The sequence below is a fragment of the Bacillus sp. 0102A genome (assembly GCF_036765155.1).
Classification (GTDB): domain Bacteria; phylum Bacillota; class Bacilli; order Bacillales; family Bacillaceae; genus Bacillus; species Bacillus subtilis_G.
In genome coordinates, this window is record NZ_JBAIZW010000010.1 from 26,055 (window position 1) to 52,883 (window position 26,829).

General features: G+C 38.8%; 31 protein-coding genes and 3 pseudogenes. 24 read left to right on the forward strand and 10 right to left on the reverse strand.

The genetic code is table 11. From position 1 onward, the window contains the following. The first annotated feature begins 204 nt into the window (after positions 1–204). Positions 205–1,068: a LysM peptidoglycan-binding and 3D domain-containing protein gene (locus tag V6D41_RS19525; RefSeq protein WP_333519380.1), complete on the forward strand. Its 864-nt coding sequence runs from the start codon at positions 205–207 to the stop codon at positions 1,066–1,068. 180 nt (positions 1,069–1,248) lie between these two features. Next, complete coding sequence (locus V6D41_RS19530; protein WP_333519381.1) at positions 1,249–2,838, forward strand: solute:sodium symporter family transporter; 1,590 nt, start codon at positions 1,249–1,251, stop codon at positions 2,836–2,838. A gap of 33 nt (positions 2,839–2,871) precedes the next feature. On the opposite strand, the gene desR is transcribed toward V6D41_RS19530, so the two are convergent. The 5 genes from desR to V6D41_RS19555 form a co-directional block, all read right to left on the reverse strand. Next, complete coding sequence (gene desR / locus V6D41_RS19535; protein WP_148961603.1) at positions 2,872–3,471, reverse strand: two-component system response regulator DesR; 600 nt, start codon at positions 3,469–3,471, stop codon at positions 2,872–2,874. A gap of 19 nt (positions 3,472–3,490) precedes the next feature. Beyond that, positions 3,491–4,603, reverse strand: coding sequence for a sensor histidine kinase (locus V6D41_RS19540; protein ID WP_333519382.1), 1,113 nt, complete (start codon positions 4,601–4,603; stop codon positions 3,491–3,493). 121 nt (positions 4,604–4,724) lie between these two features. Next, entirely contained in the window at positions 4,725–5,780 is a 1,056-nt protein-coding gene (gene desE / locus V6D41_RS19545) for a fatty acid desaturase DesE (RefSeq protein ID WP_333519383.1), read from the reverse strand. 163 nt (positions 5,781–5,943) lie between these two features. Further along, positions 5,944–6,921, reverse strand: a complete 978-nt coding sequence (locus V6D41_RS19550) for a S66 family peptidase (protein ID WP_333519384.1) — start codon at positions 6,919–6,921, stop codon at positions 5,944–5,946. A gap of 63 nt (positions 6,922–6,984) precedes the next feature. Then, complete coding sequence (locus V6D41_RS19555) at positions 6,985–7,482, reverse strand: hypothetical protein (protein WP_333519385.1); 498 nt, start codon at positions 7,480–7,482, stop codon at positions 6,985–6,987. A 172-nt stretch (positions 7,483–7,654) separates the two neighbouring features. Here V6D41_RS19555 and V6D41_RS19560 point away from each other — a divergent pair, with 172 nt between their 5' ends. Together V6D41_RS19560 and V6D41_RS19565 are read left to right on the forward strand one after the other, a co-directional pair. Next, entirely contained in the window at positions 7,655–8,437 is a 783-nt protein-coding gene (locus V6D41_RS19560; RefSeq protein WP_333519386.1) for a VLRF1 family aeRF1-type release factor, read from the forward strand. 136 nt (positions 8,438–8,573) lie between these two features. Next, positions 8,574–9,110, forward strand: a complete 537-nt coding sequence (locus V6D41_RS19565; RefSeq protein ID WP_333519387.1) for a DUF420 domain-containing protein — start codon at positions 8,574–8,576, stop codon at positions 9,108–9,110. 88 nt (positions 9,111–9,198) lie between these two features. Here the strand turns inward: V6D41_RS19565 and V6D41_RS19570 are convergent, their stop codons facing one another. Continuing rightward, positions 9,199–9,876, reverse strand: coding sequence for a lysozyme family protein (locus V6D41_RS19570; RefSeq protein WP_333519388.1), 678 nt, complete (start codon positions 9,874–9,876; stop codon positions 9,199–9,201). 192 nt (positions 9,877–10,068) lie between these two features. Between V6D41_RS19570 and czrA the strand changes: the two genes are divergently transcribed. Next, a complete protein-coding gene (czrA, locus tag V6D41_RS19575) occupies positions 10,069–10,392 on the forward strand; it encodes a Zn(II)-responsive metalloregulatory transcriptional repressor CzrA (RefSeq protein WP_014114065.1) in 324 nt (107 codons plus the stop codon). A 25-nt stretch (positions 10,393–10,417) separates the two neighbouring features. Here czrA and csk22 read toward each other — a convergent pair whose 3' ends face one another. Then, on the reverse strand, positions 10,418–10,963 hold the full coding sequence (gene csk22 / locus V6D41_RS19580; RefSeq protein WP_087993874.1) for a mother cell-specific sporulation protein Csk22: 546 nt from the start codon (positions 10,961–10,963) through the stop codon (positions 10,418–10,420). A 207-nt stretch (positions 10,964–11,170) separates the two neighbouring features. On the opposite strand from csk22, the gene V6D41_RS19585 reads away from it, so the two are divergent. The 7 genes and pseudogenes from V6D41_RS19585 (at position 11,171) to csaA (ending at position 15,957) form a co-directional block, all read left to right on the forward strand. Beyond that, on the forward strand, positions 11,171–12,109 hold the full coding sequence (locus V6D41_RS19585; protein WP_333519389.1) for a helix-turn-helix transcriptional regulator: 939 nt from the start codon (positions 11,171–11,173) through the stop codon (positions 12,107–12,109). Between the two features lie 53 nt (positions 12,110–12,162). Further along, complete coding sequence (locus V6D41_RS19590; protein WP_333519390.1) at positions 12,163–12,648, forward strand: GyrI-like domain-containing protein; 486 nt, start codon at positions 12,163–12,165, stop codon at positions 12,646–12,648. A 76-nt stretch (positions 12,649–12,724) separates the two neighbouring features. Then, entirely contained in the window at positions 12,725–13,426 is a 702-nt protein-coding gene (locus V6D41_RS19595) for an MBL fold metallo-hydrolase (RefSeq protein WP_333519391.1), read from the forward strand. Positions 13,427–13,431: 5 nt separating this feature from the next. Continuing rightward, a complete protein-coding gene (locus V6D41_RS19600) occupies positions 13,432–14,007 on the forward strand; it encodes a TetR/AcrR family transcriptional regulator (protein WP_333519392.1) in 576 nt (191 codons plus the stop codon). Between the two features lie 135 nt (positions 14,008–14,142). After that, positions 14,143–14,821: pseudogene (locus V6D41_RS19605) on the forward strand (GNAT family N-acetyltransferase). Positions 14,822–14,834: 13 nt separating this feature from the next. Next, entirely contained in the window at positions 14,835–15,560 is a 726-nt protein-coding gene (locus V6D41_RS19610; RefSeq protein ID WP_333519440.1) for an AraC family transcriptional regulator, read from the forward strand. Between the two features lie 64 nt (positions 15,561–15,624). Then, positions 15,625–15,957 (forward strand): chaperone CsaA, encoded by a 333-nt coding sequence (csaA, locus tag V6D41_RS19615; protein WP_333519393.1) that lies wholly within the window; start codon positions 15,625–15,627, stop codon positions 15,955–15,957. A 637-nt stretch (positions 15,958–16,594) separates the two neighbouring features. On the opposite strand, the pseudogene V6D41_RS19620 reads toward csaA, so the two are convergent. Then, positions 16,595–16,684: pseudogene (locus tag V6D41_RS19620) on the reverse strand (hypothetical protein); the annotation flags it as partial. An 88-nt stretch (positions 16,685–16,772) separates the two neighbouring features. On the opposite strand from V6D41_RS19620, the gene V6D41_RS19625 reads away from it, so the two are divergent. The 6 genes and pseudogenes from V6D41_RS19625 (at position 16,773) to V6D41_RS19650 (ending at position 20,694) form a co-directional block, all read left to right on the forward strand. Then, positions 16,773–17,027: a SunI/YnzG family protein gene (locus tag V6D41_RS19625; protein ID WP_333519394.1), complete on the forward strand. Its 255-nt coding sequence runs from the start codon at positions 16,773–16,775 to the stop codon at positions 17,025–17,027. Between the two features lie 36 nt (positions 17,028–17,063). Next, entirely contained in the window at positions 17,064–17,618 is a 555-nt protein-coding gene (locus V6D41_RS19630) for an SMI1/KNR4 family protein (RefSeq protein WP_333519395.1), read from the forward strand. Between the two features lie 100 nt (positions 17,619–17,718). Beyond that, positions 17,719–19,627, forward strand: a pseudogene (locus V6D41_RS19635) (T7SS effector LXG polymorphic toxin). 6 nt (positions 19,628–19,633) lie between these two features. Further along, positions 19,634–20,122, forward strand: a complete 489-nt coding sequence (locus V6D41_RS19640; RefSeq protein WP_333519396.1) for an antitoxin YezG family protein — start codon at positions 19,634–19,636, stop codon at positions 20,120–20,122. Positions 20,123–20,135: 13 nt separating this feature from the next. Continuing rightward, entirely contained in the window at positions 20,136–20,480 is a 345-nt protein-coding gene (locus V6D41_RS19645) for a hypothetical protein (protein ID WP_333519397.1), read from the forward strand. Further along, a complete protein-coding gene (locus V6D41_RS19650; protein ID WP_333519398.1) occupies positions 20,470–20,694 on the forward strand; it encodes an SMI1/KNR4 family protein in 225 nt (74 codons plus the stop codon). Before V6D41_RS19645 ends, V6D41_RS19650 begins: the two co-directional genes overlap by 11 nt. A 660-nt stretch (positions 20,695–21,354) precedes the next feature. Here V6D41_RS19650 and V6D41_RS19655 read toward each other — a convergent pair. Then, entirely contained in the window at positions 21,355–21,435 is an 81-nt protein-coding gene (locus V6D41_RS19655; protein ID WP_127721184.1) for a putative holin-like toxin, read from the reverse strand. A gap of 241 nt (positions 21,436–21,676) precedes the next feature. Here V6D41_RS19655 and V6D41_RS19660 point away from each other — a divergent pair, with 241 nt between their 5' ends. After that, positions 21,677–22,144 carry a DUF4879 domain-containing protein gene (locus V6D41_RS19660; protein WP_128992107.1) on the forward strand — a complete coding sequence of 156 codons (468 nt, stop codon included), beginning with the start codon at positions 21,677–21,679 and terminating at the stop codon, positions 22,142–22,144. 5 nt (positions 22,145–22,149) lie between these two features. After that, entirely contained in the window at positions 22,150–22,506 is a 357-nt protein-coding gene (locus tag V6D41_RS19665; RefSeq protein ID WP_333519399.1) for a hypothetical protein, read from the forward strand. Positions 22,507–22,548: 42 nt separating this feature from the next. Here the strand turns inward: V6D41_RS19665 and V6D41_RS19670 are convergent, their stop codons facing one another. Then, entirely contained in the window at positions 22,549–22,884 is a 336-nt protein-coding gene (locus V6D41_RS19670; RefSeq protein ID WP_268274599.1) for a hypothetical protein, read from the reverse strand. 175 nt (positions 22,885–23,059) lie between these two features. On the opposite strand from V6D41_RS19670, the gene V6D41_RS19675 reads away from it, so the two are divergent. From V6D41_RS19675 to V6D41_RS19690, 4 genes are all read left to right on the forward strand, one after another. After that, on the forward strand, positions 23,060–23,392 hold the full coding sequence (locus V6D41_RS19675; protein WP_333519400.1) for a YolD-like family protein: 333 nt from the start codon (positions 23,060–23,062) through the stop codon (positions 23,390–23,392). Then, the gene (locus V6D41_RS19680; RefSeq protein WP_333519401.1) at positions 23,385–24,635 is read left to right on the forward strand and encodes a Y-family DNA polymerase; all 1,251 of its coding nucleotides are present in this window, start codon (positions 23,385–23,387) and stop codon (positions 24,633–24,635) included. The genes V6D41_RS19675 and V6D41_RS19680 overlap by 8 nt, the downstream gene beginning before the upstream one ends. 130 nt (positions 24,636–24,765) lie before the next feature. Next, positions 24,766–25,986, forward strand: coding sequence for an MFS transporter (locus V6D41_RS19685; protein WP_333519402.1), 1,221 nt, complete (start codon positions 24,766–24,768; stop codon positions 25,984–25,986). 11 nt (positions 25,987–25,997) lie between these two features. Further along, a complete protein-coding gene (locus V6D41_RS19690) occupies positions 25,998–26,828 on the forward strand; it encodes a class I SAM-dependent methyltransferase (RefSeq protein ID WP_333519403.1) in 831 nt (276 codons plus the stop codon). The last annotated feature ends 1 nt before the right edge of the window (position 26,829 follow it).

Genomic DNA, 26,829 nt, shown 5'->3' on the forward strand with positions numbered 1-26,829 from the left:
ATTTTCTCTTTTTTGCCTCAGATTAAAAAGACTTGCGAAGCCTATTATATCAGGGGTTCAGCAAGTCTTTCCAGTCGAGAGAAATCCTTCATGTAAAGGAACTGTAATCTAAATCATATCTTTTTGTTATTGATTTGACATTTACGTGTGTTACGATAGCACCTGTTAGCCGCCAATAAAAAGCTAACAAGGGAGGATTTACTTATGAAGAAGACGATTATGTCCTTTGTAGCAGTTGCTGCACTTTCATCAACTGCATTCGGAGCTCACGCTTCTGCAAAAGAAATCACGGTGCAAAAGGGTGATACGCTCTGGGGAATCTCTCAGAAAAACGGAGTGAACCTAAAGGACTTAAAAGAATGGAACAAGTTAACTTCTGATAAAATCATTGCAGGAGAAAAACTGACCATTTCTTCAGAAGAAACAACCACTACTGGGCAATATACAATTAAAGCGGGAGATACGCTTTCTAAGATTGCTCAACAATTCGGTACGACAGTCAATAACCTGAAAGTTTGGAATAACCTAAGCTCTGACATGATCTATGCTGGATCTACGCTTTCAGTGAAAGGTCAGGCAACAGCAGCAAACACAGTTACTGAGAATACGCAAACAAGCGCACCTCAAACTGAAACAAAACAAGAAGCTGTGCAAAAAGAGCAACCTAAACAAGAAACAGTTCAACAACAACCAAAACAAGAAACAAAGGCTGCAGCAGAAACTTCTGTTCCAACAGAAGAAAAGGCTGTTCAATCAAATACAAATCATCAAGAAGCTTCAAAAGAACTAACAGTTACTGCTACTGCTTACACTGCTAACGACGGCGGCATTTCCGGCGTTACAGCAACAGGCATTGACTTAAATAAGAACCCGAACGCGAAAGTTATCGCGGTTGATCCTAATGTGATTCCTCTAGGTTCTAAAGTCTATGTTGAAGGCTACGGTGAAGCAACAGCAGGAGATACTGGCGGCGCTATTAAAGGTAACAAAATCGATGTATTTGTACCAAATAAAAGTGATGCATCCAATTGGGGCGTCAAAACTGTAAGTGTAAAAATCTTAAACTAATCATATAGATTGTGATAAAAGACGCGAGCTTTTGGCTTGTGTCTTTTTTTCGTTGTGTAAAGATGTTTCTATCTTATGCTGAAAAAAGAAAAGCGGTCCTGATGTTTTTCACGTGTGAAAAATGGGTAGATGGTATATGTCCCTATCATCTAACTATTTTGCAGAAGGAGTTGCTGACTGTTGCTTTGGATTATTGTATCTTTTCTGGTTATCAATATCGGGATATTTCTATTTTCATGGCGGAGAACAAAGGAGGTTAACTTACAATCGTCCGATGGATATTTTCTCGGAGGAAGAAGTCTGACTGCGTTATATATCGGAAGCTCGCTGCTGTTAACCAATTTATCAACAGAGCAGATGGTTGGGTTAAATGGACAAAGTTATGCAGGATCTATGACAGCGATGTCATGGGAAGCGAGTGCGCCGCTTGCGTTAATTTTTCTGGCGCTTGTCTTTTTGCCTCGTTATTTAAAAACAGGAATTACTACCATACCTGATTTTCTAGAGAAGCGGTTTGATCAAAGAACAAGACAGATCGTTTCTGTGCTGCTTATCATCGGCTACGCTGTTTCATTCCTGCCGACAGTATTGTATTCAGGCGCTCTCGTGTTAAATCAGGTCTTCCGCATTACAGATACATTTGGCATCAGCACATTTATGGCTGTTTTGCTGATATCCTTAATCATTGGCGTAACGAGCTGCTGTTATATCTTTTTTGGCGGATTGAAAGCTGCTGCATCAGCAGATGCCATATACGGAATCGGATTAATTTTAGGCGGTTTTTTTATTGTGATATTAGGAGTTCTTGCAGTCGGACAAGGCAGCTTTGGGGACGGAGTTGCACAACTGACGGCTTTACATACAGACAAACTCAATTCAATTGATATCAGCAATTCGGCAGATGTGCCTTGGCCGACGATTTTAACAGGACTATTAGTGAATAATCTCTTTTATTGGGCTGTTAACCAAGCGATTGTTCAGCGGACATTAGGAGCGAAAAATCTAGCTGAAGGACAAAAGGGTGCTCTTTTAGCAGGTTTCTTTAAACTTATTGGCGTGTTTTATTTAGTCGTCCCCGGAGTGATTGCCTTTCATTTATATGGAGGCGGCATTAAAAATGCTGACAGTGTATATCCCCGGCTGATCGTCGATTTATTGCCGGCATCGCTTACCGGTGTATTCGCCGCTATTTTATTCGGAGCGATTTTAAGCTCGTTTAACGGCTCTCTGAACAGTACCATTACGTTGTTTACTCTGGACATATACAAACCGGTCTTTAAGCCTCATGCAAATGAAGCTGATCTCGTCAAAACAGGGCGGATTTTTGTCGCGGTTCTTGGGCTGGTATCGATTGTCATATCACCCTTTATTTTATATGCGCCATCAGGGCTGTACAACTATCTTCAAGAGATGTTCGGATTTTTTAATGTTCCGATATTAGCAGCGATCGTCATTGGCTTCTTCACAAAAAAAGTGCCGGCTTTAGCTGTGAAAATAGCAATACCAGCCCATATTGTTTTATACGGTTTATCAAAAATCTATTTAGGACACATTCATTTTCTATACATCCTTGCCGTACTCTTTCCATTTTCAGTGGCTGTGATGCTTCTGACAGGAAAGCTGTATCCGAGGGAAACGGACTATAAGCTCGATCACAACCCGCAAGTGGATATAACACCTTGGAAGCACGTAAAGCTGGTGTCCTGTATCATTCTGATTTTAGTTGCGGCGACGTACCTTGTGTTTTCTCCATGGGGAATTGCGGGTTAACAAAAAGGATCTTGGCACCTGCCAAGATCCTTTTTATTTAAACCAGCCTTTTTCCTTTGACCGGGTAATGGCTTCTATTCGGTTTTTCACTTCAAGTTTATCAAGAATCATTGAAATATAATTTCGCACTGTCCCGCTTTTGATGCTGAGTTCCTGAGCGATTTCTTTTGTGTTTTTACCGTCAGCCACAAGTTCGAGCACTTCTTTTTCTCTGTCTGTAAGAGGATTAGTCTCGCTGTATATGTCTTCCATCAGCTCAGGTGCATAGATGCGTTTTCCGTTCATGACGCTTCGAATGGCGCTCGCGAGCTCTTCGCTCGGACTGTCTTTTAACAAATAGCCCTTAACGCCAGCTTTAATGGCTCTCTGAAAGTAGCCGGGTCTGGTAAAAGTGGTGAGGATAATAATGTTACAGCCTGTATCCTTTAACTCCTCAGCAGCTTCAAGCCCCGTTTTTCCGGGCATTTCAATGTCCATAATGCATACATCAGGCTGATGTTTTTTGACAAAATCAACAGCATCTTGACCGTTTGTACCTTTGCCGACAACTTCCATATCGTCTTCTAAATTCAGAAGTGATCCTAAAGCGCCCAAGAGCATTTGCTGATCTTCCGCAATAAATATACTAATCATGTAAGCCATCCTTTTTTGTTTATTTTGAGTTATTAGGAATTGACATGGTAAGCTTGGTGCCGTTTTTTGTATCAATGTGTAGGCTCCCGTTTGCAAATTCAAGCCGTTCTCTCATGCCAAGCAGGCCATGTCCTTTTGAAAAGTATTTCTCTTCACCTTGAAACGTTCCATCGTCAGTCACTGTAATGACAACTTCCTTCCAGAGCTGTTGAATGTCGACTCGGCAGGTCTTAGCCTGACTGTGTTTGACGACATTAGTGACCGCTTCCTTTAAGCACATGCTTAATATGTTTTCATTAAGCAATGAGATATTATCCGGCAATTGATCTTCCTCGTAGATAAACGTAATGCCGGCTGCTTCAAGAATTTGTTTGATGTTTATGATTTCATCCTTGAGCCGGATGCCTTTCATGGAAGATACGATTTTTCTGACTTCATTTAAAGAAGTTCTCGCAGTTTGCTGAACGCTTTTTAGTTCACGTGTTGCTTGTTCAGGGTCTTTGTATATCAATTTTCTCGCCAAATCGCTTTTTAAACCGATTAGAGAAAGCTTTTGCCCAAGTGTATCGTGGAGGTCACGGGCAATTCGCTGCCGCTCTTCTAATTTCACCAGATCAGCAATCCGTTCATTTGCATTCTCGAGTTTTTCTTCCAGTCGTTCGCGTTCCTTGCGGCTTCTAATACTGAACGGCAATAAAATCGCGCTGATGAGGGTAATGACGACAAAAGGAATCTGAGTCAAAAAGAATTCTTTTTTTAATACGAGGCTGAAATTGGCTGCGACGGCGGCGCTTATTAAATGAACGTAATATAAAATATGAAAAGGGACACGTTCTTTTATGTTTCCAATAAAATACGCGATAAAAAAAGCAAAATAAATATAACTGAACAGCGTAATGGAAGCGGTTGAAATGCCGATTAATAAAAACGCCCACAAATAAATGGCCCAGCCTTTTGAGACAAAAGCAAATCTATATAACGAAAAAAATAAAAGCGTCAAAATGATGCCGATGATGATAACAAATGTAGATGATGATTGCCATATAAAGTAGAAGGGAAGGATGAAAAATATCGTCCATATATAAGGCGTAATCCCGCTTAGTTTTTGAAATGTAAAATGTTTTTTAATCATGATATTCCCTCATTTTCAGCTTTTCATCTTATATGTAACTTTATCATTGCGAAAGCCAGAATGCACCCTTGAACAATAAAAAGGAAGCCTTCTTGTGTATAAGAGAAGACCTCCTTCATCATCAGGCGTTCCGCAGCTTCTGTTTTTCTGTTGAATCAGTCGGAAGGCTGGAAGGGATATGTTTGATATCCCGAAATGATACAAATTGTTTTTTATCTTCATCCCAAAGGCGGAATGCAAGTGACTGCAGACTTGTTTTTAAGGTAATTGTCGGTACGTTTTTCAATGGTTCGTGATGTTTATGAGCAACTTCAAGCTTATAGTTAGGCACCTTTGGACTCAAATGGTGAACATGGTGGTACCCGATATTGCCTGTGAGCCATTGAAGCAGTTTCGGGAGTTGATAAAATGAACTGCCTTCCACAGCTGCCTGGACATAGCTCCAGTTTTCATCTGCTTCAAAATAAGAATCTTCAAAGGTATGCTGCACATAAAACAGCCAAACCCCGATTGAACCTGAAATCAGAAAAATAGGGCCCTGCACCAGTAAAAACGATTGCCAGCCAAAGATCAGACAGCAAGCAGCAGCCAACGCCACAATTGCCAGATTCGTAAGATATGTGTTTACACGTTCTTTACGTCTTGCGCCTTTTTTGTTAAAACGGTTAGTAATCAGAAAAACATAAATCGGTCCGAGAATAAACATGATAAACGGATTTCTATAAAGTCTGTATGCAAGCTTTGTTCGTCTGGATGCTGCTTTATATTCGTTTACTGTTAACATCCAGATGTCTCCTGTCCCGCGTTTATCCAGATTGCTGCTTGTCGCATGATGAATCGAATGGCTATGCTGCCATTGAAGGTAAGGGAATAAAGTCAGGACACCTGTCACAAAACCGAGAATATGGTTATAGCGCTTTTGTTTGAAAAATGATTGATGGCAGCAGTCATGAAAGATGATAAAAATTCTCGTCAAAAATCCTGCGGCAATTACTGTTAATGCTATCGTAAGGAGATAGGAGACATTGAGGCTAAAATAAGCAAGAAACCACAGTCCGAAGAAAGGGATAAACGTGTTCAAAAGCTGAATCAGGCTGTTTTTTGTTTCGGGTTTAGCAAAAGCAGCGACTTGCTTTGTCAGCTGTTTTTGTTTATGTGCAATGGTTTGTTCAGTCATAGTAAGTATCCTCTCATTGTGTGTCTCGGTTAAGTATACGCTAATCAGAGAAGTCCTTTGTAGTAGCACACATCATACATCATATATGACATTTGTCATGGCGGTCGTGCGTCTTGCATAACTGTTTGCACTAAAAAAGCTTGTAAAAAAATTTACAAGCTGATTAATGTTTGTCGATCCATATTCGTGATGTACCCGCAACAGCTTCAACCCTGCATGTTCCCCCTATAGGAAACGTGGCAATTGGTGAGGTGTGTCCGGCATTTATATTTGCGATGATTGGGAGGCCGGATAATTCTTTTTTTGTTTTAATCATGGCTGTTACCTGCTCTATTGATACATTTGATGCTTTTTGAAATCTGCCGATCAAAACCGCCTTCACATGAGAAAAAGCGGGGAGGTGGATGAGGGATTGCAAATCGCGGTCAAACATGTGGATGTCTGACATATAATCGTCTTCAATCAATAATATAGTATTTTCTGTTTCAGGAAAATACTCCGTTCCCTGCAGCAAATTAAGCGTGCAAAGGTTTCCGCCAATCAAGGTGCCTTCCGCAGATCCCTCATGGATGACAATAGGGCCGTTATGAGGGTAAAAGTGCCTGTGTTCTTGATCCAAATACCACCGGTCATCGCTCCATTCGCTAGAAGGGTGAATCTCAAATGGGTCGTCCGAAACGCAGCATGAAAGAAAATACTCTTTTGTATAATCAAGCCCTCTTTTCATTGCAAATGTTGAAAAGTGGGGGCCTGAATACGTAACAAGGCCCGTTTTTTGATAAATGGCGTTGCAAAGAGCTGTTATATCGGAATATCCGCACAGAATTTTAGGATGCTGTTTGATTTTCTCGTAATCAAGATAACGCAGCAGCTGATTTGAATTGAAACCGCCGAGTGTCGTTAAAATTGCTTTGACTCCGGGGTCAAAAAAAGCAGTGTGCAGGTCATGGACTCTTGACTCGATAGAGGATGAATCAAATTCGTTACATTCATTGGCATGTTCAGCGATGGTTACCCGATAACCTAAGCGTTCTAACGCCGTTTTTGCTTGCATTTTTGCTTCATTCGATAATATAGACATGCTGGTCGCGGGAGACACGATCCGGATTTCGTCTCCCTTTTTCAGTTTTGAGGCGTGCATAGAGCCCTCCATCAATAGTTTTACACCATTACAGCACATCTTGGCTCGTTCTTCCAGGTCTTTTTACAAATCAACCCACTTAATGCTGCCTGATTGTGTATCATGATCGACACATACTTTGAATTGATGTTTTTCATAAAAATGAATCAGCCGGTCTACATGATTCCAGTCCCGCTTGGCAATGTCGCCGGTGACTTTCGGGATATTGTGGTCTCTGGCGATATCTTTTAAATATTTCATGCAAATGGAACCAAAGCCGTGATTCGGAGGGCCTTTTATGTCGCCGATATGAATGGCATCGTCCTTGTAAGACGCTACAAGTGAAAAGCAGCCTTTTCCTCTATAAGCCGTTTTACAATCGGTAAGCATAATTTTGCATGTTTGGCCATCATCAATCGAGGAAACGATCATCCACTCTTCATGTTTCGATTGATCAATACCAAGCACTTTGGCATCTTTAGATAGGTCCTTCATATTCTCTTGCATGCGGTAAATTTGAAATTCTAAATCAAGTAGTTCTTCCTCAAGTTCTTCGCGATTTTTTTCTTTAACAGTAAACAAGATCAAACTCCTTTCAAAGAAACAGTTTTAGAAACACAGTTACCAATTGTATTAGATAAGAGGGGCATCTGTAAATAACAAATCCATTATTACTAGAAATTGCGAAAAGTAAGGTTTGATCGTTTTTAAGAGAGGAAAAAGGAAACTAACCTGTGAAAAAGGAGGAATCGGAATGGCGATTGATTCATTGATTAACAAATTACAGTATGTCCAATTGGAACCGCCGGATAAAATTCTCTCCCTATATCTTAATACAGACATGAGAGATCCAGAGCAGCAGGGGGGAGAATGGAAAATTGCGCTAAAATCAGGCTTCGGCCGATTAAAGGAGTATTTGGCAGCAAGTGATCCAGGGGAAGAGAAGTGTCTTGATGGAATCAGAACGAAAATTGATCAATACCTTAATGAAATGGGAAAAGACATGCCCCGCAGTCTCGTATTTTTTGTTTCCGACAGCGGTATATGGGAACCAATTAAGCTTCAAATCCCTGTAGAAACAAGATTTTACTGGGAAGAAACAGCCGTTCTGGATCAGTTGAAGGATTTGCGCCAAACGTACCCAAGTACGGCGTTTATTTTAACTCAGCAGCATGAAGTGAAAATTATTGAAACCGTTTTAGGAAAGATTGAGGCGGTTGAGCATTATGAGTACAATATCATCAATGAGTCTTGGGAGAATTACCATTCCTCTGCAAAAAAAACGGTGCCATTGGAAGAGAACCGAATGAGGGAACATGTGACGGAGAACCAAACGAGACTGTATAAGCGGCTGGCTGCCAATCTAGATCAAAAAGCGGCGGCGAAAAGATGGGAACGAATGGTCATCGCCGGTGATAAAGAAACGGCGGATATCTTGGATCAGCATATGAATAAACCCATTCATTCGAAAATCCAAAAGAACCTGCTGAATGAAAATGAACATAAGGCCGTTGAGCATTTGATCAAAGAGGCGTAAATCTAACAGGGCCGGGGCTACAAGCCGCCGGCCTTTGAAGTGTGTCTAATTTCTGACGAAGCATACGAAAACGTTGACAACCTCTTCGAATTTGCATACGATTTGGATAGCCAGTACAAATAGGAGAGGTCATCAAATGAATCAAACAGAAAATAAACCGAAAAATTATATGGGGATTGTCCTTACGCTGACAGTTCTGATTAACGGTTTAATCGCAGTGCTGTTTTTTATGCCTAAATTAGATCAGTTCAGCCATGCGAATATTCACATTTTGCCTATGCTGAATGCGATATTCAACAGCTTTACGTTTATCTTCTTATTGGCCGCGCTGATTATGATTAAACAGAAAAATATTAAAGCTCATAAACGCTTTATTTTAGCCGCTTTCACAACAACATTACTATTTTTGATTTGTTATGTTGTTTACCATTCGATTGCAGAGAATACGTTGTATGGCGGAGAAGGTATTATGCGTTCGATTTACTTCTTTATCTTAATTACGCATATCTTCCTTTCTGCAATCATTGTGCCGCTTGCGCTATTTACACTGATCAGAGGCTTCAGCATGCAGGTGGAGCGCCATAAAAAAATTGCCAGATGGACAATGCCTCTGTGGCTGTATGTAAGCCTTACAGGCGTTGTAGTATATCTGATGATATCACCGTATTATTAAAAGCCATACTGAGTATGGCTTTTTTTGCGCTTGTAAATATGGCAAAAGCCCAAATCAGTTGGGCTTTTGCCAATAAATTGATAGACTCCTATTCATGAGCCTTTGATTCCATAGTTTCAAGTGTTGCTACCTGTAAAGATTCTTCAACAGTTTTTGTTTTTTCTTTTACTTTTTCTGCATACGTGTAATCACCGTAGCAATACGGATAGCGGAAATTATTCACATTTCCCCCGCAAGTATACAGATCGGGATTTTTTTTGACTTGCTGCTCGGAGTATTGTTTTGCCAATTCCTCAGTATGCGCGCCTCCATGATCAGCTACAAAATCAATGTAACCTGCCCCCATGTTATAGCTTTGAATAATGGTATCCAAATCCACATCTTTTTCTTTACCGGTCTTGTACATGAGGGTAAATTGCTTGATGCCTTGTTTAACACTGAGTTGAGGGTCTGTTATCTCATTGCGTTTTAACCCCAGAGATTCAGAGGACTGCATGGGATCATTGCCTTTTCCTTTTGACTCCTGATACATCATGCCAAGTATGAGTGATGTATAATGAGAGAGTCCTTGATTTTCAAGCTCGTCTTCCACCAGCGGTTTATAATCGGTTAAACGTTCCAAAACAATCGTTTTTGTATCGATCGGAAGTTTTTTGATTAAATCCCGGTTGAAAAAAAGCAATACCAATAAAAAAGAGGCGGTGACAAAGACAAAAATCATTATAAAACCCGCAGCAGCGAAACAGCCTTTTCTCTTTTTCTTCACTGTGTTTCACCCTTCATGTTTGAAGCAATATGACCTTTTTATTATGACACAGAACGGTATATCAGACCAAGTAAAAACCTGATTTGAAACATAAATTTAAACTATGAGATTGAATTGGAATACAAGTGGACTGGTTTGCACCCAAGCACATTTGTTATAAGATAAAACTACGAATAAAGAAAGGTGATACAGATGACTGAATTTAGAGAAACGGACCGGACAGCTGCTGATCTGGACGAGGAAACGCTGTTTCTAGTCGCACAAACATTCAAAGCGCTTTCTGACCCTACCAGAATCAGGATTCTCCATTTATTATCCCAGGGTGAACATGCTGTAAACGGAATTGCGGAAAAGCTGAATTTACTGCAATCTACTGTCTCCCATCAGCTCAGATTCTTAAAAAATCTCCGGCTTGTCAAATCGCGCAGAGAAGGAACATCCATTTACTACTCTCCGGAGGATGAACACGTTTTAGATGTTCTTCAGCAAATGATTCATCATACACAACATGATTAAAAAAGACATCCTTGCTTAATCGCTGCTAGCGGGCAAGGATGTCTTTTTCTTTATTGCGTCTGTTCTGATCGAGTTCGTTTCTGCTGAGCTTAATGACAAAAGAGGAAAACCCGATATAATAAACAGCTATCAGAAAAAAGACGCCAATTGTCAGAGGATCTGTTCCGATTGACTGACTGTACGATTCAAGGCTGTTTAGATCAGGCGAGGTAAGATAGAGCTCTGTCACTCGATAAAGAAATCTTGATAAAAATAAGGTTAAAAGAATCATTTCTACCCAAATATGAGTGCGAAAATAGATTTTTCCTCTGCGTTTTTCAAAGGAGATGTTTTTCTTGGCGAAAAAGACAAGGAGCCAGCCGCCAAGAATGCCGAAAATGAGATATCCATATAAAAAAGGGTGAATGACGCTGAAGATCGAAAGACCAAAAGCAAACAGCGAGAAAAGAATCATACGGGTAAACAGCCAGCGAGGCTTCAGCGGCTGATATCCAATGGACCTTTTAATTTTTTTATACAGAAAAAAGATAATAATCATGGCAGGATAAATGCTCTGAAGTGTAAGATGCATGATGTGAAATCCCCTCCGTTGAGAAGTGTATGCTTATCCGGTTCAAAATAGTAGCTGAAAACAATACTGAACATAAAAAAGAAGGGGAAACCCCTGTTTTCATAACATATGCGGAGGTTCTTTGGGCCGCATAATAGATATGCCCAAGCGTTATAAAAATGTTATGATTAATTTCTTTGGAAAACAATAGAAGAAAAGGTGCACAAAATGAAACTGGAACGTTTGTTAGCAATTGTTGTGTTATTAATCAGCAAAAAACAAGTGCAGGCCGCTGAACTTGCTGAGATGTTTGAAGTATCCGTCAGAACAATTTACCGTGATATTGATACGATCAATAGAGCTGGTATTCCGATTGTAACCTCACAGGGCTCCGGGGGCGGGATTGGCATTATGGAGACATATCGGCTTGAGAGAGAATGGCTGAAAGAGGAAGAGCTGTTTGCGATCGCTTCCGCTTTGCAGAGTGTCTCATCTATGTATGAACCTGTTTCTCACAGCACAGCTTATCAAAAAATCAAGCACCTCATACCGGAGCAGTCTGCTGAAGCATTTAAGCACCAAACTGAAAAATGGTTTATTGACATGACGGCTTGGGGCCAGACTGAGGATCAAAAGGCGCTTCGTGAGAAAATCAGCGCCGCCATCGATCGATTGTCAACGATATTATTTACATATACAAACGCAAGCGGGAAAACACTTCAACGGGAAACGGAACCTTACACATTGGTTTGCAAGGCGGGGCACTGGTATTTATATGCCTATTGTCTAGTTAGAAACGATTTTCGCTTTTTTAAACTGAACCGAATGAAAGATCTGACCATCTCACATCAGTCCTTTATCAGAAAAGACATTCAGCTTGAGACCTTGCCGTGGGATAAGAACTGGTACCAAAAGGACCGTTTAACTGAGCTGGTCATTCTTGTTCAGCCGTCAGCTCGTCAGCGCATACGTGAATGGTTCGGATATGATGTTCTTCATTGTGATGAAGATGAGAACTGCCGGGCCGTGATTTCTCTTCCTGAAGATCAATGGCTGATCGGTTTTTTGCTGCAGTTTGGAAAGGATATTGAGATTCTGGAACCTCTTCATATACGGGATAAAATAAAAGATACCATTCACCAGATGCAAAAAGTATATGAAACCTGACATACTGCTGTCAGGTTTCTTTTTTTATAATCTAAGTAAAAAGGAGGGATCGTATGAGTTTTTCACATATGACACACTTAAAACAGAAACGGTTTGCCGGACTTTCACGGCGGACAAGCAACGCATTGGAAATGACGGAAGAAAGGCGGATCCCGGCACTGTGGGATCAATTCTGGCAGCAGGATATGAGCATTCTTTTCTCACAGGCTGAAAAAGATCAAAGCATTATCGCCTTATATTCCAATTACGAGCAGGAGACGAATGGGTTTTACACGTTTTCAGTCGGAACGTTTCAGGAGGACAGCCGCACTCTTCCAGAACCATATGAAAACATTGATCTGCCGGCTTCCGCTTATGCTGTATTCACTTCCAGAATCGGCCCTATTGAAGAGGTTGTGCTTGAAACGTGGAAGGAGATTTGGGCTTGGGAAAAGCGTTATCTGCGTACATTTACAGGTGACTTTGAGGTGTATGATCAAAGTGCAGCAGTACCTCACCGGGCGCAAGTTAACATATATATCGCCATAAAACATTCATAATACTCTTGAAAAACTAATGGTGTTAGTTAATAATGAAACTAACACCATTAGTTTTTTGTTAGGGGGGAATAAATAAATGAGAGTTACTCAGCATCAAACCGTTTGGCAGCTGACTTTTTTTCCAACATTATTTCCGGTCAATTGCTATTTAGTAGAGGAAGAAAACGAAGTCACCCTTATTGATGCCGCACTTCCGGGCAGCTATAAAGGAATTATTCAAGCTGTAAATCAGTTGGGAAAACCGCTTCAGCATATTTTACTGACCCATGCACATGGGGATCATGTCGGATCACTGGATGCATTGACACAAGCATTTCCTCATGCAAAGGTGATGATCTCAGAACGGGATTCTTTCCTGCTGCAAGGTGACATGTCCTTGCGTCAGGATGAACCGCACACACCTATAAAAGGAGGGATTCCGAAACACGTACAAACAAAGCCTCACCATCTGCTGACGGGCGGTGAAACAATTGGTTCTCTGTTTGCAATTTCTACACCGGGCCATACACCGGGCAGCATGTCATTTCTTGACACCAGAAACGGCACTATCATAGCTGGAGATGCGTTCCAATTGCGCGGAGGAATCGCTGTATCAGGCCAGATGAAATGGGCGTTTCCTTTTCCCGCTTTCGCCACATGGAATAAGGATGAAGCCATCAAAAGCGCACAATTGCTCGTCGACAAGTCACCTTCCTGTCTCGCTGTCGGACATGGGAATTTCCTTAGGTCACCCGCAGAACGGATGCGCCAGGCGATCCAAAAAGCAAAGAAAGGATGATGAACATGTCACCGAGAATTGGATTGAGCCGAAAAATGATTGTAGACGCCGCAGCGGAGATTGCCGATCAGGAGGGCTTGAATAGTGTCACACTTGCCGCACTGTCTAAAAAAATGAATGTACGCCCTCCGTCGCTGTATAATCATATCAACGGGCTGCAAGCGATCAGAACAGAGCTCGCTGTCAGCGGGCTGACAAAGCTTTTAGATCATATGGCAGACTCCGTAACAGAACAAAAGGGTGATTCCGCTATGCTTTCTTTAGCTCATGCATATGTGGATTTTGCAGTTGAAAATCCCGGATATTATGAAGCAGCTTTGCTCAAAGTTCAGGACAAAAGGATAGAAATTGTCTCAGATCATATTGTCCAGCTTGTCTCGAAGCTGCTCATTGAAAATGGCTATGCAAACGAAAAGACTGCGATTCACGCGACAAGGGGGCTAAGAAGCCTGTTGCATGGCTTTACGGCTTTGATCGCAAAAGAAGCATTTGAACGTGAAGAGGATATTTCAGAAAGCCTGTCATTTTCAATTCGGACGTTTTTGTCAGGATTATTAATGAACAATAAAAATGTTATGTAAACTATTTAATAGATGTCTTATATTTCTGAATATTTTATAATATCATGGGAGTATACATAGGGGAGAGACAATAGGCTATGAAGGACATTCACAAAAATTGAGCAGTTAGCGGCGGCAGCATCATGGCCGTCTTAAATTCAGAAAAGCATAGGACAATGGCTCCTCAGAGCGAACTTTGGCGTACCAAAAGGGCGAACAGCATGTGGACATCAGCGGAAATGCCTGAAGGAGATTTCCGGCAAGCAGCCGAGCATTTTTATCTTGCCCGTTTGTTTTCAAATCAGCCATGCATCTCCGAAAGGGCTTGATGATGCGTTGGCAGACAGCGGGTATGAAAAGGCAGAAGAGTGCTTTCAAATGACAGCATTGTGCCGGGACATCATGAGCCATACAGATGAAAACAGCCGATTTACATACAAGTGGGAACAGGAGTCGTCGCCCGTTTGGATTGATACATTTATTCAATTAGAAGAATTTTCGCCGGAGCGGCACCAAGGCTACACACATATTTTCGAGCGCATGCCGCGGAAGTAAAACCTTTTTCACGATGTATGACCAAGGGAACCTGACAGCGCTTGGAACGGCTTCTGTTATTGATGGCTACGGGGGACTCAGTAACATCGTTGTAGCCAAGGAGCATAGAGGAAAAGGGGCAGGAATTCAAGTGATCAGGGCATTGACTGAATGGGCAATCAATAACGGAGCGAAGCACATCTATTTGCAAGTGCTGAAAGAAAATCTGGCGGTAGTTTCTTTATATGAAAAAATCGGATTTTTTCATATATCGGAACACCATTACCGGATCAAAAGTTGACCAAAGGAGGGGATTGCTGATGGACTTGCTTCAAGACATAATTTGCGAAAAACGGACATATACACGCCTTTATCATTCACATCAGCATAAATACAGCCAATTTCTTTTTCCGCTTGAAGGGTGTATTGATCTTGAGACAGAGGGACGCGAGGTGAAATTAAAGCCGGATCATTTTTTATATATTCCGCCTGAGTGCGAGCATCGTTTCCGGTCAATCGGCAGAAATGAATGTCTTGTACTGGATGTTCCTCTTCATACGATGAAAATTAACGAGTATCGTGCAACATCGGGAATTGAAGCTGCGCTCGATCCATTCTGGTCTTCGATCAGGTACTTGCTGACTGAGGAAGAAAAGGCCGGCACCGCGAACTCACTGCATATGCTTGTTCAATACATAAAAGAAAAGCTGCAATCTCATACATACGCCTCAATTGCCTACATTCACAGCCATTTATCTGAGCGGCTGACGATTAAGAAGCTGGCAGAAATCGAGCATTACCACCCAGCTTACTATTCAAGCTGGTTCAAGAAGCAGACGGGGCAGTCTCCGCAGAACTATATTGCCAATCTTCGCCTCGAGGAAGCGAAACGAATGCTGATGGAGAAAAAGGAAACCCTTACTGTCGTGAGCGAGGCGCTGGGCTTTCTAAATCTCTCTTCATTCACTAGGTGGTTTACAAAAAGTACAGGCATGCCGCCACGGCTGTATCGAAGCACCTTATATATGGATAAAAAATGATGGCTCTATGGTTAAACGAACCTTACATATCTCTTTTATAATAGGAGAAAAAGGAGTTATTAATATGGCAGTCATTGAGGACTTTGACAAATTGGATATCAGAACAGGCACTATTGTAAAAGCGGAAGAATTTCCTGAAGCAAGAGTCCCGGCGATTAAGCTTGTGATTGATTTTGGAGCAGAAATCGGCATGAAACAATCGAGCGCGCAAATTACGAAGCGTTACCACCCGGAAGATCTCATCAACAAGCAAATCATAGCAGTCATCAACTTTCCGCCGCGCCGGATTGCCGGATTTAAATCGGAAGTGCTAGTCCTTGGCGGGATTCCTGGCCAGGGTGACGTCGTCCTGCTGAAGCCGGATCAGCCTGTCCCAAACGGCACAAAAATCGGATAACATAAAAAAGACGTTTGCCTAAGGCAAACGTCTTTGCGTATTGAGGCGATGCACCACACGCCACATTCGTGTGCGCCGCAAAGGGCATGTACATCGACTTACACAATTCAGCTCATCGCTATATGAATATAGCATGGCGGGTGAAGGAATGCAAGGGTTACTTTGTAATTTTTTATTCGTATCTTATTTTGCTATATTTACTGTCATTGTAGATGTACATATTCATATTAGTATTGAGTAATAACCAGTTGGTTTTTTGTGATAGGATGTTCCAAAAACAGCTTGAGCGAATATACCAGCCCAGGAGTATTTAAGACCAGGTAAACCTATAGCTTGCTCATAATTCAGCTGCAGTGTCTATGTTCTTAGGGTTCCCTCTAAAACGATCTACAACCTTTCATTTTGTTGATGGTGGCACAGCTTGAATTGAAATTTCTCCATTCTCTTGAATGACTGGAATTGATGATGTTATAACTAATTCTTGAAGTGGTGTTGAATTAACCTAAGTGATATCACTTGGTGTAGGTTCTGAGGTGGATTCTGCGGAGCCGCTGTGAAGAATAGGAGTCCGAGTGATAGGGTAGATAGAACTGTTTTTTTCTCTTCACGATCAATACAGCTTTTGAGACTTGTTGAATTTCTTTTCTGTGCGTACTTTTTCAGCATCATTTGAGCTACAAGCTGCCAACGATAGACTCAAAGTGAATGCGGTTATTGTGAATTTAATTTTTCCTTAATATCATTGCATTTCTCTTTAAGACTTTCTGGCGTATGTTAAAATTTTACTGAATTCATAGTTAAAAGGGGAATGTTTTATGCTGGGAATCAACGTTGAAAAATCAAATGAAAACTTAATTATCAATTGGCAGCTATCCAAAATTGAAATTCCAATCAAAGAAATTAACGATGTATTCCTTGACCCAAACTATGGGGGAGAGGAGAAAAGCGCAGTCAGGATTGGGTTTCCTTATGGCTCTACTGATAGGGTAGTAATTAAAACAGCAAATAACACTTACATTTTGTTCACCACAAATGCTGCTTCTATTATGAATAAAATCATTAATGCTTAAAGTATTTAAGTTTCATTATCAAATGAGGTGATTTATTTGACTAACTTTATTCATAAGACTGTAAACGGTTTGAAAAGTCTCTTAGATGAAAAAGGAGCCATTAAATTGTTTTGTTCTGAAGGATATATCATGGAGTTCCTTGTTACATTTTCACAGGACAAAGCAACCATGAATCACATTCAAAGCTTTGAGGCTAAACACCAGCTTACTCTACCGGAGGATTATCAGAAGTTTATTACACTACATAATGGTGCGAAAATTTTTCAGATCCTTGCTGATGGGGAGAATATAGGTGGAGGGCTTTATTTATTTAGCCTTGAAGAGATTGAAGAAGAATTAAAATATGAGGATTTGTTTGAAGGCATCAATGGCATCCCAATTGGTCACTTATTAGAAGGTTGTCATTTGATGATTGACAAAGATAAATTGGATAAAGGGGATCCCAACTATCTTTTTATATTAGAAATAGGGGAGTATACACCATTAAATTTAAATTTTGAGCTATTTCTAGATCGGTATATACAATCCAATGGGGCAACTTTTTGGGAATGGCGCTACTATACCGCAGAAAATTATTATAGAACACGATAGCAATATGTATAAGGCAGTCATTTTTCGGCTGTCTTTTTCTGTTATTCAAATAGATGGTTGTTGTAAAATTTACATAGAGCAAGCATGGGAGAAGAATAATATGAAGGTATTTGAAGCTGAATCATTACTCTCTGAAGCAGATAAAAGAACTAAAGAGTACAAGGAACTAAGGTCGCAAATGGTGAAGCTAAGAAAAGCGTTCAAAGACGCAGCTGACCTAGATGAAAGCGAGTTTTTAGGCAAGGGCGCTAACAATATCAAAGCATTTTATCATGATCATGTAGGTGTTACAGACCAATGGATTGATCTTATCGATATGAAGGTTGCTTTCTTAAGCAGCGTTTCTGCAAAACTTGAAGATGCAAAGATGTCAGATGCATACATAGAAGAATCCTTTTTAGAACATGAGCTGCTAACGCCTACACAAAATCAAAATGAATTATGTCTGAACAGAAGAAATCGATGAAAGACATTCTGAATGACATCAATGATATTCTTCCTCTTGAAATATTCTCAACAGAAGACTTCAAAGACAAACTTTCTACTGCAGATGACAAACGTGAAAAAACAATCGATAAGTTAACAAGCTTGATGAGGATTTAAAAACGGAGTACGCTGAGACTGAGCCAAACGAACAATTTATTCAGCAAGACTTTAAAAAGCTGCAGGAATCAACAGGTAAAGGGAAGAACGCTACACCAATTCACTACAACGCCAAAGCGTATAGAGAAAGTGACATACATAAGAAAAAAGGCGATATTGAGAAGCATTCTGAAGCTTACTTGAGCGTGAAAAAAGAAGAAGCAGAAAAACGTGAAATTAAGGAATTGAAAAAGAAACTTAATGATGGTGTGTCTGATCCTGATGAGTATTTAGAGATTGCTAAGAAAGTAGGCTACGAGAATCTGGAGCCGGCTCAAGTACAGCTTGCAATGCAAATTGAACAAGCAAAGCAGCTAGAAGAAGCAGGAGAGATCACTTGGGATATCGTAAAAGGTGTAGGAGTTGGTTTATACGATGTTGGGAAAGACACTGTAACCGGCATATGGGACTTTATCACCGATCCAGGAGAAACACTCTCAGCGCTGGGCAATGCAGTTATTCATCCAGTTAAAACATATGATGCCATTTCAGCAGCAATAGAAGAATCGTATCAAAAAGATATAGTGAATGGAGATGCCTATTCTAGATCAAGATGGGTCACCTATGCTGTTGGTTCAGTGGCTGTAGCTGTTGTTGGAACAAAAGGTGCAGGAGCTATAAACAAAGCAGATGCAGCGGGGAAAGTCGCCTCTAAAGTCAGCAAAGCCAGCCAAAAGCTAAAAGATGTCTCAATTGCTGATTTATTGCCTTATAATCCACGTTACGGTGTTGTTCCAGCTGGAGGAGTTCCTTATAATGTAGTTAACAGCCGAGGATTAAAAGAAAGTATATTAAACTTTGCCAAAAAACAAAGTAGTGTCTATGGCACTTCCTCAACTGGAAGAAGGCTTCCGGCACCTAAAGTACCTCCTGTAACTGTTAAATACGGTGAACATTATGCAAAATGGTCGAGAAGAAAGAGACTAAAGCCTAATGTTATTTATAAAACAAAAGAGGGCTATTCTTATAAAACCGACAACTATGGAAGAATTACAAATGTTGATGCTGATTTACAATTAGGCGAGGGGAAACGAAATCAATATGCTCAGTCTAATGTTGGTAAACCGCAAGATCGTTTACCAGATGATGATGGAGGCCATTTGATCGGTAGCCAATTTAAAGGATCGGGCGAAATTGATAATCTAATAGCCCAAAACAGCCAAGTTAACCGTTCTGGTGGAGAATGGTACAAAATGGAGACTGAATGGGCAAATGCATTAAAAGAAGAACCTCCAAGAAAAGTTAAAGTGAAAATTTCACCTGTTTATAAAGGTGATTCACTAAGACCAGATTCTTTTGAGATAATGTATCACATTGAAGGAAAAGGGTTATATGAAAAGATTATAAAAAATAGACCTGGAGGTTGAGCAACGTTGGAGACAACACTAAACAATCTATATAAAGAGATCGCAGAAACAGTAAATGAAATGATCCCCGAGCAATGGGAAAAGTTTTGGTTTTATGCGCAAGTTTCGGAAACAGGACGAGGAACTTATTTTTATTACAATACTCCTGACGAGCCAAAAAGTTATAAGTATAGCTTAGAAGTACCTTTTATTTTTACAATTGATGAAGACGACTTTACTGAGAAAAAGAGAAAGTTGTTTGACCTGAGCGAGAAGCTGCGAGAGGTGTTCAAGGAGAACGATCAAGAATTATGGTATTCGTTTACGTTAAGCCTTGAAAGAACAGGCAAGTTAAACATTAGTTTTGATTACACTGATTGGTTCAGCACTGATTACAGCTTCAGTGATCAACAAATCATATGGAAACATAAATATCTAGGTGAGGAACCATCTGATACTTCTCTTAAAGGGATAATTGAGAAATATAAAGTTGATTACCCTGAAAATCCGATCTGAGTGAGGTAAGAGAGTGATCTACCGTGAAATTATTGAAAAAATGAACAAATTTGATTTGAAGTATTACACTTCAAGCAATGAACAAGAAAGCAAAAGAAAAATCAAGGCATTTGAAAACGAATTAAACATAAACCTTGAGGTGTACAAAGAATTTGTTATCAGATATGGTGGAAGCACGATACAAGCTGATAATGTTTTATTTCCAAGCTTAGAAGAGAATCCATTGGCTAGTAATAATCATTTAAGATTAGGGCTATTTTATGGATTTGGGATAGATGATAATGATTTTAATGTTAAATCAATGACAGTTACTTATGAAGAACAAATACCAGACTGGATTATTCCGATTGCTAGGTGATGGGGGAGACCAAGTTTGTCTGGGTGTGAAAGGAGAAGCTACAGGGAAAGTTTATTTTTGGGATCATGAATTGACAAATGGAGTAAAAGACACATTTTTGGTCGCAAATTCTTTCTCTGACTTCATTCAAAGTCTGTTTATTGAAGAGGCATCAGATGATGAAGATGATGGTATTCTATCTATTGAATTAGAAGACGACTTACTAAACAGTTAGAGCAAGAGTATTACAATTGACAGTTAAAGACCGGTACTTATTGAATCTGAACTCATATCATATATATTGGTATCAAGGACATTAATGGCAAAATGATACTGAAAAGGAGTGAGATTCATGGGAGGATTTTATTTCTTTGGTGGTTTGATTTTAGCTATTCTACTAGGTGTTGGTTTATTATCTTTTGGTGCTTATACGCTTTGGAAACTCATAAAGATGCGCTAGGAGTGTAGAAGCTCCCATTTGATTTAAATCTCTGTTTGCTTAATCTCACTTTTTGTTTGTGGAAATTTCTTATAACTGAGTATCTGTACTGTGTGCTTTAGCTGAAGATAGGGCTGCTGATCGATTAACACAATATCAAAGTATTGGTGCTATCCGAACCTGCATCCTCAATCTAAATAAAATAATGGTTTTATCTATAAAACAAAAGTTTTGCAAATTACTTCAATGGTTTCACTTAATGTGTTATAATCAGAACTGTAAGACATTTGATTGGTTACAGCGTATTTCTTTCTTAAGAAATGCATAAAATAAAAAGAAGATCAGGGGTGCGCCAACACCCACAGGTCATTATTTGTACTAAAGCTGCCCACTAAAGGGCTTGCTCAGATCTACCGAATAGACCATCCCTTAAACTTTTCCAGGGCTCAAGGGGGTCTATTTTTTTATATAGGTCAACAATGCAATTATAAATGACCCAAATCCAAGCATGAGCACTAATACTTGAAATGTTGACATTGGCCCCACCTCCTCTGTTTGAGACATGGAGGTGAGCAAGACTCCCTTGAGTGAGCAAACTTTATGTACAGGAAATATTATACTATACATAAATGTCCTTGTCGTTAAAAATTCACAATAAATTGACAATAACAAAAGAACTTGCTTTAATGCAGGTTCTTTTTTTTATTTCAAATATTAAACAATTTTCTTCAATTGACGATATTTAACATGTAAACTTGTACCAAGGAGGATTTAGGAAATGAAGAAGAGAATTACATATGTACTGCTTGCTCTTCTAGCAGTTGTTGCTTTCGCTTTCACTGATTCATCAAAAGCAAAAGCGGCAGAAGCATTACCACTATACTATCTACAAATTACAGGGATTACATCAGACGGAAACGATTTTGCTTGGGATAACATCACTTTTAGTCAAACCAAAGCGCCAAACGTTTTGAAGGGAAATAAACTATATGTGAAAGCTCGGTTTATGGGTTATACCAAGTTAACAGTTATCACAGGCAAAGATGGTAAAAATCTGTTGTATGACGGCACAGCTAAAATGTTTAAATCTGATGCTATCCTTGGTCAAAATAAGGTGGTAATAGGCTGGGATAAATATTTTGAGATTCCTATGGACGCACTTCAAGATAACTCAATTCAGATAAGAGCACTAAGCTCAGGTACTACTTTTCTTTATAGCCAAAAAATTGATTTTGAAAGAGAGTGAACCAGGTGATTAGTACTTCTAATTATGATGTAACTAAAGATCCAAAATTCTTAGCTTTTTGTAGCTTAGCTACAGAAGGGTACGGTCAGAACAATACTCAGCAATCTTCAATAGGTTTTAACGAGTTTTGCGAAAAACTTGAGAAAAATGAGATTGTTAAACCCGAGAATAAAAAAAGCACACTTGATTTGAATAAGTCTTTAGAAGACTGGAAATTAAGATTTACTGCAGGTGGAAACCTTTCTATAATGGATTCACAGGTATTAGATGTTATCAAAAAAGCTTATAACTTAGGCATGGTTAATAAAGATAATATGCTGTTACGAAATGAAGCAATTAATGCTTATAGAAATTCTATTTAAATAATGAAAACAACGCCCAGCTTAATAAAAGTGCTGGGCGTTTTACTTATTAGGGTTATTTGCTTTCAAATACTCTCGATGTTCTTTCTCCAACTTATCAATATCATCTTTGAATATATAAATCTTATATTTTTCTTTTGCTTCTCTAGACAGATTATCTTCTAAATATTCACGGAGCTTTGCTTCACTTTTGGTTTGATCCATGCCAATTGTAATTGCCGGATCTGTTATTCCAATTTGAAAACTAAATAAACCAAATTCATCCCAAGCACTTTCTAAAACTTCTTCAGGTGCCTTTTTGTTTGATTCGGTTAAAGCTATACCTGACATAATCAAAACAGGAACTAAAATCAAAAATCCAATTAACCTCTTCTTCATTCACCATCACACTCTCCTTCGTCGAAAAGAATCTCACTCCTTAATTAATACTACGTATATCATAATTGACCTTTATATTTTATTACCAACATTTACATCGAACTTTTGTTCTTATTTATATTGAATAAAGAACATTTGTTCTGTTAATATTAGATCAATAAAGGAGTGAGTCTATATGCTTAGAGATCGAGGAACAATTAAATATACGTCAATTATGCTCCCAGAACATTTAACGCAACTTAAACAGGATTTGATTGATTTATCAAAAATAGAAAAGCCATCCCTAGATGATCAACAAATTGAAGAGATGGATATTATCGTCTCTGAAGCGCTTGAATTTAATAAAGAGCTGGTATTGAAGCTTTTTAACAACGGGTTCGTTGAAAATGTTACCGGCAGAGTCCATTACATTAATTTTGAACAACAAAAGCTACACGTTAAAGATCAGAACGACAATACAGTCTATATCAACATGAATGACATCATAGGAGTCACATACAATGATTGATTACTCACAATTTCCACGTAAAAATATACTTTGTGTCGATATGAAATCCTTTTATGCTTCTGTATCGGCTGTCACAATGGGTTTGAACCCCTTAACATGCTATCTTGCTGTTGTAGGGAATACGGAGAGACAGGGAAGTGTAGTGTTAGCTGCATCTCCTGCACTTAAAAAAGATTTTGGAATTAAAACAGGGTCGAGACTATTTGAGATACCTGAAGATCCAAGAATACACATTGTAAATCCACAAATGAAGCTTTTCATCAGAGTTTCGACTGAAATTACAAAGCTGTTTTACAGATTTGTTCCTGAGAAATGTGTCCATACGTATTCAATTGATGAATCTTTTTTAGATGCAGGAAAAGAAGATCCTGAAGAAATGGCCAAGGTAATCCAAAGCAGCATGTGGAGAGAATTTGGTTTGATGTGCACAGTAGGTATTGGAGACAATATGTTACTCAGTAAGCTTGCGCTTGACCTGGAGAGTAAGAAAACAAAGAGTGGTATTGCACGTTGGAGATATGAAGATGTGCCAAATAAGCTCTGGAAGGTTCGACCTTTGTCTAAAATGTGGGGAATAGGGGGGAGGATGGAAAGAAACCTGAACCGAATGGGGATATCGACCGTAGGTCAGTTAGCCAAATTTCCATTAGAGCTACTTGAGAAGAAATTTGGAATAATGGGGAACCAGTTGTACTATCATGCACATGGAATTGATTTATCGGAAATTGGTGCTCCGTTGATGCAGGGGCAGATTAGTTTTGGTAAGAGTCAGATTTTACTGAGGGATTATACAAGGAGAGAAGAGATTAAGGCTGTTCTTTTGGAGATTTGTGAGGAAGTCGCAAGAAGGGCACGTACACATAATAAAGTTGGTCGAACAATTAGCCTGGGAATTGGTTACAGTAAAGATGAGCTTGGCGATGGATTTCACCGATCCAAAACAATTGATCTTCCCACAAATATCACCATTGACATTTATAGATGCTGCTTAATGCTCTTTAATAAGTTTTACTCGGGTAAAACAGTGAGAAGTATCTCAGTTACGTTATCAAATATCGAGGATGATGTTAATCAGCAGCTGAGTTTATTTGAAGTGGATAATAATAAAAGAAGGAAACTCGGGTTTGTAATGGATGGGATTAGAAGTAAATATGGCTCTAAAGCGATTCTGAGAGCAGTTTCTTACACACCCGCAGGGACAGCGATTCACAGAGCTGGGCTTACTGGGGGACATAAATCATAGCAAAAAAGAGATATCATACTCATTAAGTTTAGATATTATAAAAAATTCTAAAAAATCAATTAATTGGTATTGAAAAAGAAAGAAGAAATGTTATAAATATGAAAAAGGGGGTGTGGTATTCTACATAAATATGAAAAATAATTTTCTTAAATTTATTTTATCTTTTAGCTTCTCAACTTTATCCGATACTCTGTATATAGTAGTTGCAACAACTTATATTTATTTCTTAACAGATTCATTAACACTTGCATCTTTGCCTGTCGTACTTGCAATGATAGCCTTTAGTGGAGGCAGCTTTTTTGTTGGATGGGTTTTGTCTTTAACATCAAATTTAAAAAAACTATATTTAATAAGCAGTATTATAAAGCTAGTTCTTCTCTTAATGTTTTTTATAGTTCTATATATAAATAACTTAAGTTTATACTTCTTGGTAATTACATTAATTCCATTCACTAGTGGCATCAATCAATCCTTAAATTATTCAATTATCCCGATTGTTGAAGATGATAATGTTAAAGGTAATAGTACTTTAACTATTACAAGGAATCTTATCAATCTAATTGCATGGTCTAGTGGTGGTATGTTAGTTTCCCTATTTAATTATAACTACGTAACAATCATATCTATAATTCTTCTATTACTCTCTATTATAATATTTAGCACCCTTGATAAAAATAAATTATACCTTGCCAATTATCAACAAAAAAAGCAAAAGAAAAATTCAAAAAGTATACTAAAGCTAATTTTGAAAAATAAAAAGTTGAAGATGCTTTTTATTTCTGAAGTGTTTTTTCTTTTAGGAGGGGGAATTTGGACAAGCTCTTTCATACTTGCATATGTAATCAATGTTTTACATCGAAATGAGGTTTGGTGGGGTTATTTAACAGCAACGTTTTTATGCGGATCAATCATTGGCGGATTAGTTGTATTAAGGTTAAATAACTTCTTGAAAAAAAGGTTGCTTTTTTCCTTATTAATAGCTTCTATATTCTATTCAGTTGTGGTTTTAGGCTATATTTTGAATACTAGCTTTTTTATTGCTGCACTTCTGTTTCTTCTGTTTGGTGTACCAACCAATTTAAAAGAAGTGGCACAAGTTACTATTATACAAAATAATGCTGGGAATACTGAGAATAAGGTAAAATTATTTTCTTTGTATAATGTAATGGATAGTGTTATACATGCCGGATCCATTGTAATACTGGGAAGAATTGCTGATTTGTATGGTATAGTTTCATCGTTTGGACTTTCATTTGTTTTATGTTCAGTAGGTTTGTTGATTATGTTAATTTACTTTCCGAAAATTAATTTAGATGACCACGAAAAACCAACTACAAATTATACAATTTAGGAGTGATTTAATTGAGAAGTAGAACAAGTGAAATCATAAAATCATCATATCCAACTGTGAATGATATTAATGAAATGTCGTATGTCGAGTTTTTAGCATTTTTAAACCAACCTAATATTCCACCAGGCGGCTTTCCTTCTATTAAAAAAGCAGTTGAACAATGTAATTTTGAACCAGGTTCACTCCTTCTAGATGCTGGTTGCAATACTGGTTTTGTTACACACGAATTGGCTCGTTTAACAGGGAGCAAAGTGATTGGTTTAGATATTAGTCATGAAATGATCAGCACTGCTAAAGAATATGCAAAGTTAAAAGATATCTCTTACCCAGGACTCACGACTTTTATGCAAGGTGATGCTACGAATTTAGTTTTCCCTGATGATTTATTTGATGGAGTTTTATGTGGAGGATCAACTGCTTTTATGGAAAATCCTAAACAAGCAATTAAAGAATATGCTCGAGTAGTTAGACCATGGGGATACATAGTTGAAATAGAATTTTATTATAAAGAAAAACCGCAGCCAGAGCTTTTAAACAGGGTTAACAGTACCCTAGGTACAAATATGAAGGCCTTCAGCAAAGCAGATTGGATTCAAGCGTTTGAAGATCAGGATAACCTTCAACAAGTATATTTCTATGATGGTGAGTTACAACATGCCGACGAATTAACAATTGAACAATATGTAGTACAAGAAGTAGAGAGTTTTGAAATACCACAAGAATTAAAGGGTGTGGTTAAAGATAAGTGGCTTGAGTTATATCAGGTACTATTTGAAAATCGGAAACTTTTAAATTATTGTATTTTGATATATAGAAAAGTTACTAAAGGTGCTTGGTGGTAAT